Origin of the sequence: Desulfomicrobium macestii (genome assembly GCF_014873765.1) — a bacterium.
GTDB classification, from domain to species: Bacteria; Desulfobacterota; Desulfovibrionia; order Desulfovibrionales; family Desulfomicrobiaceae; genus Desulfomicrobium; species Desulfomicrobium macestii.
The window spans coordinates 1-13,599 of sequence record NZ_JADBGG010000038.1; the positions used below are offsets into that span (position 1 = coordinate 1).

Sequence of the window (13,599 nt, forward strand, 5' to 3'; positions counted from 1 at the left end):
ACGTAATCAGACGAGGTCGTCCGAGCGAAAATCTCTCACTTTTGCTGGATCTATTAGGGTGCCGATCGGTGGCTCCATTAGGGTGCTGATCAACATCCACTAAGTAATACGGGCAATGCGACGGATCCCCCGATCAAAATACTCATAAGCACGAGTATGTATGACAAAAGAAATTATTGCTCTCCATAAGGCAAATCATTTACAGACAGCGGAAAAATTCGTGCCACCTCCTTCGGGTTTAAATAAATTTCAAGAGGATAATATGGATTATAATCCAGATAACTTTATACAGCGCAGATTTCCTGATCACCCAAGATCAAATGATTAGCGCTCGCCCTTCAGCAAAGATATAGCACGTATCATTCTTAATTCTGGATTCAGAAGACTTCGGTAAAAGACACAAGCTATGGTCACTGAAGAGAATGACTCAACCGATAAGCAGCAGGTGGGTTAGCGATGATCCTGATTGACAACGAGACCAAGGTCGACCTTCTCAATAATGAGGCGATCGCAACGACTATCATCAAACTCGTTCGCGACACGCCGGATCAGCCGGTAACAGTTGGTGTCCATGGTGATTGGGGGGCTGGTAAATCAAGCGTTCTAGAGATGATTGAGGCCGGATTCGAAAATGAAACTAAGGTCCTGTGTCTCAAATTCAACGGCTGGCGCTTCCAAGGCTTCGAAGACGCTAAAATTGCGCTTATTGAAGGCATCGTCACCGGCTTGATCGAGAAGCGTCCCGCGCTGACCAAGGCTGGCGAAACGGTGAAGAATGTCGTCCGTCGGATCGACTGGCTAAAAGTTGCGAAGAAGGCGGGCGGGTTCGCACTCACAGCTCTCACGGGCATTCCGACGCCTGACCAGATCCAAACCATCGTCGGCTCGCTCGAAGGTATTCTCGCCGATCCGGCGAAGCTCGCAACGAAAGACAATACCATAGCCGCAATCAATAATGTGATGGGGATGTTAAAGCCGTTGAGTGAAAGAGCCTCAACCAACGTGCCCGAGGAGATCAACGCCTTCCGCAAGGCATTTGACGATCTGCTTGAAAAGGCTGGAGTGGAGCAGTTGGTCGTCCTCATCGACGACCTTGACCGCTGCCTTCCCGACACAGCCATCGAAACGCTCGAAGCCGTACGCCTCTTCGTCTTCACCTCACGAACCGCCTTCGTCGTTGCCGCCGATGAGGCGATGATCGAATACGCGGTGCGCAAACATTTCCCCGACCTGCCGGACACGACTGGGCAACAGACCTATGCCCGTAACTATCTGGAGAAGCTCATTCAGGTGCCCTTCCGGATCCCGGCCCTCGGTGAAACGGAGACACGCATCTATGTCACGCTCCTACTCGTTGGCATGGAACTCGGCGACAACGATCCGGCTTTCAACAACTTGATTGGCATCGCCCGAGAGCGGCTTAAACGGCCGTGGACCACCGGCGCGCTCGATGCAGCGACGGTTAAAACTGCGCTCGTGGATAAGTCCTCACGAGCCAACAACGCCTTGGCGCTCAGCGATCAGATAGGGCCGATCCTTGCCAGTGGAACGAAGGGTAACCCCCGTCAGATCAAGAGATTTCTCAACATGCTTGTCTTGCGGCAGCGAACAGCCGAAGCGCGCGGATTCGGGGATGACGTCAAGCTCCCCGTTCTCGCCAAGCTCATGCTCGCCGAACGATTCCTCCCGCGCCTGTTTGACCAGATCGCCGCTGCGGCTGCTGCCGCGCCAGATGGCAAGTGTGCCGATTTGGTGGCGCTCGAAGCTGCAATTACTGAGGAAAAAGACGACAAAGCTAAGCCCAAACCGGCCAAGATGACAGCCGGCAAGGGTGATGACGCGGTCAAGCCCGCACCCAGGTTGGTGGCCTCAAAGGCGATTGAGAGCGCGCTGCTAGGCGAGTGGCTATCATCGCCTTCCATCAAGGCCTGGGCCGCAGTGCCGATCAAGATAGGCGGGGACGACCTTCGCCCTTATCTCTTCGTAGCCAAGGACCGAAAGGATTATTTCGGAGCAGCCTCGGTGCTTGGACATCTTTCCACCGTCGTCGAGCAACTCTTTGGCGGCAAATTCGCGGTCCAAGGCGTCGAAGGCGACCTAAAGCGGCTCGCACCACCCGAAGCGGCCCAGATCTTCGAAGCAGTGCGGGGCCGCATCGTAGGTAGTGACAGTTTCGACACCGAACCGCCGGGTGCGGCTGGCTTGGCGGTCCTCGTCAAAGCGCATCCCACGCTCCAGGAAAACCTCCTCGACTTTCTCGAAGCCCTTCCTCAAGACCGCTTGGGCCCATGGGCGTGCAGTGGTTGGGAAAGCGCGCTCAAGGATGCTGAACCCACACAACGATTTAACCGCTTGCTCCAACTCTGGGGGAAGGACGGCGGGGCGATGCTGAAGGCTGCGGCCAATGCAGTACTTCGCACACGCAAGGGGGTACGCTGATGGGTACGTCGACCGCTTTCGGCGGCCAATGCGGCAACACTCCGCTCGTCCCTAGCTGGCTGGGCAATGAAGGCTCCCCTCCGGCTGCGCCGGACGGCGGAGCAGCCCCCAATGGTACTCCCCCGGCAGGGCCGCCTGATGGCCCGCTAGCACAGCCAGCAAGTCCAGCCATTCCCCCAGCGGCGGATTCGACACGGTTCTCGGCTGCCCGTAACAATTTCTCCCGCTTCGCGGGCTCGGGCGGGGACGACCACAAAGCTCTCGGTCGTGCCGTGTCGCACTATGTGAGCTCGTCTTCGGGCGGCGCAAGAACGGCGGCTGCCAGGATGGGGTCGGCGCGAGGAGCCGGCAGCCGTCTTCTCGGATTTCTGTCGGACGCGGTAACGCGTGGTGTGTCCGAGGCGCTCCGCGCGCTCAATCTCGGCGCTCTCGCCGGCCAGCCGATCGAGGACGTCTTCCTCGGGCTAGCCGACTATGTGTGCCCGGACGGTGGCACCATCGACGAGGGCATTTCGCGGGAGGCCTTCATCGAGACGATCGCTGACCTGGCTGGTGCGGGCATAACAGACCTCGATGGGCTCACTCACGACCAGATGCAGACGGTCTTTGAACTCTATGCGACGAACGCGATCGAGGCTCGGCTATGCAATGACATCGGCGCGAAGACCGTGACCCTCCCCTCCGACAGTTGGCAAGTCGCACGAGTCCAGGCACAGTTGAATGATTTTATTCGGCGCGCCGTCGCCGACGCTTTGACAAAGGCGCGTGCAGCGGAGGCCGCGCTGACACACGATCGTGTGCTCGCCTTCGTCGGAAGCATTTATGAACAAGCGTTCGGCATTTTACAGATCATGGGCGACACCGAGGTGGAGGGAGCATGAGACGCCACGTTATTATTGGCCGTTACGGCCCCGGCGATCGCGAACGGTTCGCGCTCGATAACACCGAATTCGAAACCCGACTCGACTTGATCGTCCGCGACCGAACGCTCGATCACGGGATCGGGCACGCTTTGAGTGACTTAGCTCGGATCGGTGTATATCCATCTGAGATGGGGGCTGACGTCCTGGTCCTAGCCGCGCACGTCCATGCTGCCGACACCCGCGTATCTCGCGACAGCGAGTCTCAGGATGGCTGGACAAGGGAATTGCGTTTGATCGTGCCTGTCTCCGATCCCGACCGATGGACAAGGGCAACGCCAATCTTAGTCCGGATGTTGAATTTTCTGACCGGCGATCGCTGGTCACTTGCCTTCAGGGCGCGCCCGAGTCGTATCAAGTTGGTCTCACTGCCCCCTTTAGGCCGACTCATTGACCCGCCCTTCAATGATCTGGCGCTATTCTCAGGCGGTCTCGACAGCCTGATCGGCGCGATCGATACGCTTGAAATTGGCAACACACCGCTTTTCATCAGCCACGCTGGCGATAGCGCGACGAGCGACGCCCAGTCCTCGCTCTTCGAAGCGCTCAAAGTGCAGTATCCGGCTAGTCCTTTTAAGCGATTACGCCTCCGAATGACCTTCCCAGGCGGCTTCGTTCGTGGATCAGCCGACGAGAATACCACGCGCGGACGCTCCTTTCTCTTTTTCGCCTTAGGCGTATTCGCCGGTAGCGGGTTCGGTGGCACGTTTACGCTGAAGGTGCCGGAAAATGGTTTGATCGCGGTCAACGTGCCGCTCGACCCTCTCCGTCTCGGGGCGTTGAGTACACGCACCACACATCCATTTTATATCGCCCGCTGGAACGATACGCTCGCAGCGCTGGGCATCGATGGCCGCATCGAAAATCCATACTGGGATAAGACTAAGGGCGAGATGGTGGCCGCGTGCACAAACGGCGCTCTTTTGAGGCACCTCACGCCAATATCCTTGTCCTGTGCATCGCCAACCAAGGGACGCTGGCAGGGTCTCAGCACTCAGCACTGTGGATATTGTTTACCATGTTTGATCCGGCGCGCTGCGTTGCTCAAAGGATTTGGTGCTGGTGCCGACCCGACCGTCTATACGATCGACGACCTAACCACTCGCGCCCTCGACACGCGCCAGTCCGAAGGTGTGCAAGTCCGCTCCTTCCAACTCGCGATTGAACGACTTCGAGCCAGACCCGCCTTAGCACCCATCCTTATTCACAAACCCGGCCCACTATTCGACGAGTCGCCAGCCCGCCAGGCCTCGCTCGCCAGTGTCTACCGCCGTGGCCTTGATGAAGTGGGCGTTCTGTTGGCCAGGGTGAGGACACAGCCCCTATGAGTAATAATGTTTCGTCCGCTGGCGTGGATTTCCACTGCCATCTCGATCTATATCCAGACTTCAAGGCCGCGATCACGAAAGCGGAGGCAGCACGGATTAATACACTGACCGTCACTACCACCCCAAAGGCTTGGCCGCGTAATCTTGAATTGACGCGTGACAAGCGCTATGTGCGGGCTGCACTTGGCCTCCATCCGCAGCTTGTGACGGAACGGGCCAGCGAATTGGCATTATGGGAACATTATCTGCCAGAGACGCGCTACGTCGGCGAGGTTGGCCTCGACGCTGGCCCTAGGTTCTACAAATCGCTCGATACTCAAAAACATGTGTTCCGCACAGTCCTCGAACGATGTTCGGATGCCGGTGGCAAGATACTCACCGTGCATAGCGTCCGGAGCGTACCGACGGTGCTCGAAATGATCGAACGCCATTTACCGCAGGACAGGGGCCTCGTTGTGTTGCACTGGTTCACCGGAACCAAAGCCGAAGCACGACGCGCCGTAGCGCTCGGTTGCTACTTTTCTGTCAATACCGAGATGATCCGCTCCGACCGAGGCCGGGCGCTTGCCGCCGACCTCCCGTTGAGTCGCATCCTCACCGAGACTGACGGCCCATTTACAAAGATTAACGGGCATCCCGCCGAACCAGCCAGCGTTCAAATAACTATCGACGCTCTCGCGCATGTGCGAAATGCATCCAAAGACTCGATTGCGGAGTCTGTTCAAGCAAACTACCGGGCACTAATCGATGCATGATGTCTCAAATAAGCGGTTACATTTCATGCTGCCATGCCCTCTAATGACTTCTGCCGCATCATTACAACAGTTGCCAATAGCCGGGCCATAAGCGAAACTGGCCAGTGAAACATGTCAAGGCCGGCATTGGCAAATAATGCGCATTTATCGCCTCACTGCATATTCAGTTCATCAAAATGCGAGCACTCGTTATGAACAATCATATTTGTAGGTCGACAAAACTGCGTGCTGTAGAAGAGCTGACCGGGCAGCGCCACCATGCAGTCCACGAGGTCGGCCTCGATCAGGGCGCGGCGGATGTCGCCCTCTCCTGACTGATTGGAAGACATGCTGCCATTGGCCAGGACAAAACCAGCCATGCCTTGGGGCGCAAGATGGTGGATAAAGTGCTGCACCCAGGCGAAGTTGGCGTTGCCCTTGGGCGGAATGCCGAACTGCCAGCGCACGTCGTCGTCCTTGCGGAACCAATCCGAATCATTGAAGGGCGGATTGGCCAGAACATAGTCGGCTCTTAGGTCGGGATGCAGATCGCGGCGGAAGGTGTCGGCGTGCTCAGGGCCAAAATCAGCCTCGATGCCGCGCAGGGCCAGGTTCATGACGGCCAGGCGGCGAGTGGTTGAATTGCTCTCCTGTCCGTAAATGCTGATGTCCCCAACTCTGCCGCCGTGGGCTTCCACGAATTTCTCGGACTGCACGAACATGCCGCCGGAACCGCAACAGGGGTCATAAATGCGGCCTTTATATGGCGCGAGCATCTCGACCAGACAGCGCACGACACAGGATGGCGTGTAGAACTGTCCGCCGTTCTTGCCCTCGGCGCTGGCAAAGCGGGTCAGGAAATACTCGTACACGCGCCCGAGCAGATCAACGGAACGGTGCGTCTGTTCACCCTCGCTGGCTGCCGTGAGGGTGATGGTGGCGATCAGGTCGATGAGTTCGCCAAGCCTGTGCTTATCGAGACCGGGCCTGGCGTAGTCCTTGGGCAAGACGCCTTTCAAACGCGGATTGTCACGCTCGATGGCGACCATGGCATCATCCACGATCTTGCCAATGCCGGGCTGCTTGGCGTTGGCCTGGAGATGGGACCACCGGGCATCCGCAGGGACCCAGAAAACATTCTCGGCCTTGTATTCATCCGGATCTTCGGCGTTCGCGCCTTCATAATCACCAACGCCTGCGATCAGCTTGGCGCGGTGCTCTTCAAAACTGTCTGAAATATATTTGAGAAAAATAAGCCCAAGGACAACGTGCTTGTATTCCGCCGCGTCCATATTGTTGCGCAGCTTGTCGGCAGCGAGCCAGAGCTTGGCCTCGAAACCAAGATTGGCCGTGGGTTTGGTGTCATTTTTTTTGGGACGAGCCATGAAAATCCAATCTCCGGGAAAATGATGCGGTTAAAACTCACAAAGGCGACGTCAGAGTCGCGCCTGTCAACAAAACTTTCAGGGCCATAACGCAGAGCACGTGTATGACACAAGACATAATTTCACGGAGTTGCAGACTACGTAGATAGATATCCCGACGTTCCGGAGGATATAGGTAGGTAATTTCGAAAATTCAGGAAATTGATCCGCAACATGTTCAATGCAGTACTCAAAAAAAGATTAATTCCGGCTGCCCAAACATCGCAGCAGCCGGAATCCTGTAGATCATATTGCCACGTCTCACATAAATGCGATGACCCGATCCATGCTCATACGAGCCCTTCCTGTACAGAGCGCAGTCTTTGCTTGATCTTGAAGATGTCGAAAATAACTGCCGCTTGGACGTGGCGTCACTCAAATCCTTAATCACAGTACTGCAAAAAGTCGTCATCCTCTTGAAGAAGGTGATCAATTCCTTTTTAACTATCTGAAAAGAATTGATTTCACACTATTACCCGACATGACCAGCCTACCCACGCTGAGCAAACGCTCGCGAGAATAACACGCATTCTTTCGCGATTTTTTGCAGTGTTGTCTCTTCAACAGCTTTTCATATGTCAGAAAAGTCACGAAGACTTTCCTTCAAGTGTACAACGAAGAGAGGCAGCAACCAAAATTCAACTCGGAGTCTCTACTCCTGGCTGCTTTAAAACAGGAAACTTTACAGCAGCGCACGCCTTGCTTACAATGCCAAATAGTTGAAATATTGGACTTGGATCATCAACTATTTCTACAAAAAATAGCCATTAAAAGCCCTGAACCTTCGCAACGGATATGTTGTCATCACGTATCAACGACCCGGCTTGGCTGATACCGACCAAAAACCTGCACTGAGGGCACTGCAAAAAGTCGTCATCCCCTTCTAGAAGGGAATCCATGCCTTTTTAAATATCTGAAAAGAAAGTATTTCGCACTATTGCCCGACATGGACCGCCTATCCATGCTGGGAACACGTTCGCGGGAATGACACTCGGATTCTTTTGCGACTTTTTGCAGTGTCCTCTGCACTGACATAAGCTCAATAGTGACGAGGCAAAGAGGAGATTTACGGATGAATAAACTGTTCTGTTTGGCTGGCACGTTGTTGTTCATTCTGGGTTCGCTGTTCTTGAGCGGTCCGGCGAATTCCATGCACGAACCTTTCGCGTGGCCCTACGCGGACCTGCAAGTGTTGCGGACCCAACGGGTAACCCAGCTGGAAAACGTCCTCGGCCGACTCGAGGAAAAAGCCCGTGCGGCGGCCACGGACAAGGTGATCGTGTCCGTGCTTGAACTCTCGGCGTTCCATGCCCAGGCTCAGCGCCAGGGGGCGGTCGACGGCGATTTTGAAGTCAAGATTTCCGAGATGAAGGAAAGTTTTCGCCGATATTACATGGAGAATTATTACCTTTTCTACGACATTCTTTTCATCGACACGACCGGAGCCGTGGTCCACAGTCTGCGGGGAGAAAGCGACCTCAAGACAACCCTGACCGCTGGAGAGGCGGCCTCCTCGCCCCTGGGCGCCTGCATAAGTCGGCATCCAAAGAGCGAGGTGTTCATCGACTACCACGACTATGCGCCATCGTCTGAACCCGCGGCCTTCCTGGTGGAGCCAATCCTGAAACAGAATCGATTGCTGGGATGGATCGCCTTGCAGTGTTCGGTCAACAAGATCAACGCCCTGTTCGCCCCGACCGGAGAAGAGTACGAAACCATGGAAACCCTTCTCGTCAACGAAAAGGGCATCATGCTCACGGATTCCCAGTTCTTCGGCGATTCGAGTGTACTCCGGGCACATCTGAACTTTTCCAATGTGCCGTCAAAGTTCGCCCAGGGCCAAGGACGCATGGAGGTAACAGACTACCGTGGGCAGGAATGCCTTACGACTTTTCAGGTAGTGAATTTTAAGGGGACGCGGTGGCTGGTGGTGGCCAAGGTGGACAAAGACGAGGTTGTCACCAGGGAATTCGCCCTGCATGAGCGGTACTATACCCAGCGACTGCTCCAGACGATGGCCAAGCAATCCTGTCCGGCGATGAATCCACCAGCGCAAAGGGCCAAAAAAACGGCCGTCCGGGTGGACATGGACGAATTCTACCGAGCCGAACGCAGCCAGGGCCTTCGGACCTTCGGCATATCGACCTGTACGGGCTTTCTTGCCGTCCCGCCCGGTGAATTCGCCTATCTGGCGCATGTAAGCAACAAAGACCAGACATACGGCGGCACGGAAACCAACCTGTTGGATCAAATCCTCGAAAACATAGAGCGTTTCGATGTATCCCGTAGCGGGAAGCGTGAGTTGTCCTTCCTGATCGTGGCCCCGCATCTGGACGGTCTGGAGGGCTCGCTGGATCAGATCCTGGACAGAGGGTATCTGCTTTCCCAGATCAACGTTCTCTCATGTCCGCAGGCCCGAACCGGCGAAATCCGCTACGATTGCGAAGGCACCGTGATCACCTGGACCGGCCCTGACCTCAAGCCTTTGGGCGCACACAATATCGAAGACGCAGTCAACCTTGGGAAACTCATGGAGACAATCATCGCCCAAGGCCCGCCGGAATGATTCTCATGAAATACAAGGCGAACATCCAAAAACGGCAAATAAACGACTGAAAGTCAAACGCCCAGCAGCTTCCCCAAAGACTAATTCAATGATGATAGCGCATTAACGGTAATCCGCTCATTCTCGCACCATCTTCCTGCGCCGGACGTTGTGCCATCTAGGCAGCACAGGACGGCACCCAGAGCTTTCCTGCGCATTACCCAGGAAAGCGCCAGCGCCAAGCATCGTTCATATCCATACTTGGATGGACTTGAGCACACCTCTTCCTGTAGGATTGCTTGTACAGCCATGCATGACCGGATCGCACTGCGCGGCACGGGCTTATCGCCCAGGGTGATTCTGGCTGAGCATGATGTCGTAGCTATCCATCTGCACGGATATTTCAGGCTGGCTCATGTTGATACGAATATCGGCATGGGCATTCATGCCACGGGCTTCGGAGACCTCATTGCCCATGGTACGGCAACCATACTGAAGCCTGAAGTCGTAAGCGACTTTGTATTCACCACCGGGAAGAGTTGTAATCGAAATACTATTCTCTTCAACGGTCTTCACCCCCGGTGAGGAAATTGACTCCATACCGACATCGGCAAGAGCAGGATCCTTGAGCATGCCTGTCAGCACGTCTGCCCCCATCGCCTGATGCAACGAATACGTCACCTTGCCCGCCATTTCAGTACTGGTAAAGGCTTCGGCCAACCCTCGCAGTTCACGCTGCATGGCGTCACCGTTGTTGGTGCCCGTTGCACCGTAGAGACGCCCGTCTACCTCTATGCCGTTTCTGAAGAAGTCCTTAAGAAACTGCGTTCCGAATTTATCCATATATTCTGCCTGGAATTCACGTGAACCGCCCGGTATAGTCACACCGCCGTAGTCATTAGTCTTGGCGAACTTCACTATTCCGTCGGTCACCTTCTGACCGAGTTGCGCCAGGTTCACGTCCTGTCGCGCGTTATACCAACCTACAGTATGAACGTTGGCTGGAATCGCGGCGCGGATCTGCGCCATGCTCAATTGCCCGACGCCGGGACTCTGCAACGCAAGGCTGGACGCGAGGGAGTCAATTCCTGCCATCTTTGCCAGGGAATTGAGGAGCAGGTACGCCCCATCGCGTTCATCGGCAAGTCGTCTATTGTTGGTTTCCCCATGCGCCAGTGCGAAACGCAGGGCAACGAAGTCGCTCTGAGGCTCGACAAGCCGGGCGAGTACAGAAGCGGGAGTCTGTCCTTCAGGAATATGCGCAAGCTTGGCGCCGATGTTGATAGAAAGATCACGAACGGTTGCAACTTCGTCAGCACCTTCAAGACCCGGTCGCAACTTGGGAGCATTGGGATCACCCCCCGGCTGGTCGACTGCTGTCCTGATGGCTTGGGCCAGACTGCTGATTGCGGCGTGAGTGTCTTGACCGGGCAACGGGCCAGCCGCGAGCTGTTCAATTGAATGCGAGACCTGCCCGATGCACTCGCATATCGATTTGACCATTCCTGTATTGATGGTACTTGGAAATTCGATAATAGCATTGCGGGCCACAGCACGTTGCTCGACCGTCAGCGTTGCGTTGTTGTCGACCTCTGCTATGGTGTTCAGAAAATCGTTTATAACTTTGTCAGCTACTGCAATGGCTTCCTCGCTGGTAGGCGGATGGGTGTTCTTGATCTTAAACTCAACGTTAAAACGACTTTCCATACTCTTATAAAGCTTACCCAGATCGGCGGGAGTAAACTCAAAATCCATCCCCCGGGCCTGCATGGTGTCATGTAACCGCTGACACAGAGGGGCATCAGGCGTTGAATGATTGCCCACGACGTTCAGTTGGGCAGCCATAGCCCCGTCAAGCTTGGCAAGACATTGAACGCGGCACGCCTCGCTCAGCATTTCCCGGGCATCCGAAAGACCCGGGGCATGCATTCCATGTCTTTCACCCCATTGGTGACATTTTGTCTGCAGGGTATCCATCAACTGTTGCCGGTCTTGCGGTGCGAGAGGGATGTCCGCCATGCCGAACCTTTCCGCCCATCCAGTGAATATGGCGTCGAAATCCTGTTCCAGCCTTTCTTTGAGGCCCGCAATGTTGATATCAAGATTCGATGAAATGGCTTGTTCTTCACTGGCCATCCGTATGACCGTGGCGGTGGCCTGTGCCATCGCGCGGCCCGAAATGGGCTTGCCAGGGGCACTGTGGGCCGAAAGCAGCTTTTGAGCCACATCAAGGGTGTTGTTGCTGACACCAACATCGCGCAACTGCGCAACGAGATTGCCCACGACCTGCCTATTACTCTGGGCCGTTTGGCTGTTGCCGACAGACTTGATCCAGTTGACGGCCCGACCGAATGCGTTGCGGGTGCCTGCGACAAGTGCATCACCCTCGGTCTTTACGTGCTCCGCTCCGATGGCCTCAAACTGGCTTCGCATTGCTCCCAAGGCTTGAAAATCGACAACCATGGCAACCTTCCTTGCTGGTATGTAGTGTGAACGTACTTTTTTTAGGCAATGGCAAGAGGCACAGCGCTACCCTTCGTAACCAGCCTGGTGACTACGAAAATCATGCCAATGCGTCTGAATCAGACCCGGAGTGCCATGCCGGACAGATACGCGCTGTCCGCACCAGGAGTTTCGGCTCCTATTTCACGTGCGGCCTCGCGCAGGCCTTCGGCGGTGTTCACATGGCTTTCGAGAAATGCCTCCAGGCCGCCAAGAGCAAGTGCATCTAGGCCAACAGAGTTGGCATAGATCAGCCCATGTTGTTGGCTCAACCCTACAATGCCCGCACCGCTTATGGCCAGACCAAGGTTCTGTTCAAGTCCATACTGGCACAGGGCCGCCGCTACAGCACTTTCATCCGGCAACGTGGTGATGACGGTGAACGCGAAAAGCCGCGCCTTGTCGCGCACCAGTTCAAGGTTCACCACTACATCGTCGAAGCTGAGCGCACAGGCACCCGAAGCGTCAAAAGCAAGACTGGGAATGCCCATTTGTTCCCCGAACGCGCCAAGCGCTTTTTCAACTGTGTCCATTATCCCTCCCGGAATTTCAATATGCCTGAAGCAACACCATGTGGCTATGACAAAGCCGTACACACATGCAAAAATATTCAGTTTTTTTGAACAAATAGTTCTAGATTGTCAAAATAAAATCGAATCAAATCTGCCTGGATTCTCAGTACTGAAACTTATGGGATTCCCCCACTACAGACCAAGTTAGCCAAAGAAGCTGGTCCGTGATAGTTGGTTCGCCATGCCAGCCCTGACCTCCAAGATTTGCAAACACATCCCCGTCATTCGCATGGTCAAGCTGCGCAAAAAGTAAAGACTCTTGCTTCTATCGCAGATCAGAGACGTCCGTGAAAGATGCGGGCCTGAGCGCTTACGTCTAAACCATCGGAAAGCGGGCAGTTTCATTTTTGTTGGTGACAGGGACGGTTAAGTCACTTTTGCTCCTCGTGCCGCCGGTGGGGGCAAAGGTCAGCTCTTTTCCGCTCAGAATCACGTGATACCAGCGGGGTTCCTCCTTCTGGGACTTCTTCATTAACTGCTTAGAACAAAGACAGCCATGGAATCGATCCGTATCCACCCAAAAGATCTGGTCCATTGGTTTTCAAGGAACTCCAATTTCATATGACACTCGCTTTTATCGCTGTTGTTTTTGGTCTGGCTCTTCTGGTCTGGAGCGCCGACCGCTTTGTCGAGGGATCAGCCTCTGTCGCCCGTTATTTTGATATGCCGCCGCTTTTGATCGGTATGGTTATTGTCGGCTTCGGCACCTCCGCACCTGAAATGGTGGTTTCGGCCCTGGCCGCCTTGCAGGGTACCCCTGGAATTGCGCTTGGTAACGCCTACGGCTCCAACATCACCAATATAGCGCTAATCTTGGGGATCACGGCGCTTATCAGCCCTATCGCCGTACATTCAAATGTTCTGCGCAAGGAGTTGCCCATTCTCGCGGTTGTGACCATTATCGCAGCATGGCAACTCAAGGATGGTGAAATTTCGCAGTTCGATGCCGTAGTGTTGCTTGCTGTGTTTGTCGGGCTTATGGCCTGGACCATCTGGCAAGGGTTGAAGAACAAAAATGGTAATGACCGCACTGACCCTGTTGCTGTTCGTCATTGGCTACGGGTTCCGGGGGCCAGGCCGTATCAACCGCTTTGAGGGCGTGCTACTCTTGGCCTGTTACACGGGATACACGACC

The 13,599-nt window shown here is 55.0% G+C and carries 11 protein-coding genes; 7 read left to right on the forward strand and 4 right to left on the reverse strand.

Features of this window, described 5'->3' with window-relative positions; genetic code table 11:
- The first annotated feature begins 160 nt into the window (after nt 1–160).
- The 5 genes from H4684_RS17755 to qatD all read left to right on the forward strand — a co-directional run bounded on the left by H4684_RS17755 (nt 161) and on the right by qatD (nt 5,442).
- Nucleotides 161–328 (forward strand): hypothetical protein, encoded by a 168-nt coding sequence (locus H4684_RS17755; protein ID WP_192624762.1) that lies wholly within the window; start codon nt 161–163, stop codon nt 326–328.
- Nucleotides 329–456: 128 nt separating this feature from the next.
- Nucleotides 457–2,439 (forward strand): Qat anti-phage system ATPase QatA, encoded by a 1,983-nt coding sequence (qatA, locus tag H4684_RS17760; protein WP_192624763.1) that lies wholly within the window; start codon nt 457–459, stop codon nt 2,437–2,439.
- Nucleotides 2,439–3,320, forward strand: coding sequence for a Qat anti-phage system associated protein QatB (qatB, locus tag H4684_RS21190; RefSeq protein WP_192624764.1), 882 nt, complete (start codon nt 2,439–2,441; stop codon nt 3,318–3,320). Before qatA ends, qatB begins: the two co-directional genes overlap by 1 nt.
- Nucleotides 3,317–4,687 (forward strand): Qat anti-phage system QueC-like protein QatC, encoded by a 1,371-nt coding sequence (gene qatC, locus H4684_RS17770; protein ID WP_192624765.1) that lies wholly within the window; start codon nt 3,317–3,319, stop codon nt 4,685–4,687. Before qatB ends, qatC begins: the two co-directional genes overlap by 4 nt.
- The gene (gene qatD / locus H4684_RS17775) at nt 4,684–5,442 is read left to right on the forward strand and encodes a Qat anti-phage system TatD family nuclease QatD (RefSeq protein WP_192624766.1); all 759 of its coding nucleotides are present in this window, start codon (nt 4,684–4,686) and stop codon (nt 5,440–5,442) included. The genes qatC and qatD overlap by 4 nt, the downstream gene beginning before the upstream one ends.
- A gap of 152 nt (nt 5,443–5,594) precedes the next feature.
- On the opposite strand, the gene H4684_RS17780 is transcribed toward qatD, so the two are convergent.
- Nucleotides 5,595–6,806: a type I restriction-modification system subunit M gene (locus tag H4684_RS17780; RefSeq protein ID WP_225940537.1), complete on the reverse strand. Its 1,212-nt coding sequence runs from the start codon at nt 6,804–6,806 to the stop codon at nt 5,595–5,597.
- Between the two features lie 1,111 nt (nt 6,807–7,917).
- On the opposite strand from H4684_RS17780, the gene H4684_RS17790 reads away from it, so the two are divergent.
- Nucleotides 7,918–9,411, forward strand: a complete 1,494-nt coding sequence (locus H4684_RS17790) for a cache domain-containing protein (RefSeq protein ID WP_264080970.1) — start codon at nt 7,918–7,920, stop codon at nt 9,409–9,411.
- 321 nt (nt 9,412–9,732) lie between these two features.
- Here H4684_RS17790 and H4684_RS17795 read toward each other — a convergent pair whose 3' ends face one another.
- The 3 genes from H4684_RS17795 to H4684_RS17805 all read right to left on the reverse strand — a co-directional run bounded on the left by H4684_RS17795 (nt 9,733) and on the right by H4684_RS17805 (nt 12,999).
- A complete protein-coding gene (locus tag H4684_RS17795) occupies nt 9,733–11,853 on the reverse strand; it encodes a hypothetical protein (protein ID WP_192624768.1) in 2,121 nt (706 codons plus the stop codon).
- Nucleotides 11,854–11,972: 119 nt separating this feature from the next.
- Nucleotides 11,973–12,425: a CesT family type III secretion system chaperone gene (locus tag H4684_RS17800; protein WP_192624769.1), complete on the reverse strand. Its 453-nt coding sequence runs from the start codon at nt 12,423–12,425 to the stop codon at nt 11,973–11,975.
- Nucleotides 12,426–12,780: 355 nt separating this feature from the next.
- A complete protein-coding gene (locus H4684_RS17805; RefSeq protein WP_192624770.1) occupies nt 12,781–12,999 on the reverse strand; it encodes a hypothetical protein in 219 nt (72 codons plus the stop codon).
- Between the two features lie 26 nt (nt 13,000–13,025).
- Here H4684_RS17805 and H4684_RS17810 point away from each other — a divergent pair, with 26 nt between their 5' ends.
- On the forward strand, nt 13,026–13,559 hold the full coding sequence (locus tag H4684_RS17810; protein ID WP_225940538.1) for a sodium:calcium antiporter: 534 nt from the start codon (nt 13,026–13,028) through the stop codon (nt 13,557–13,559).
- Nucleotides 13,560–13,599 lie beyond the last annotated feature (40 nt).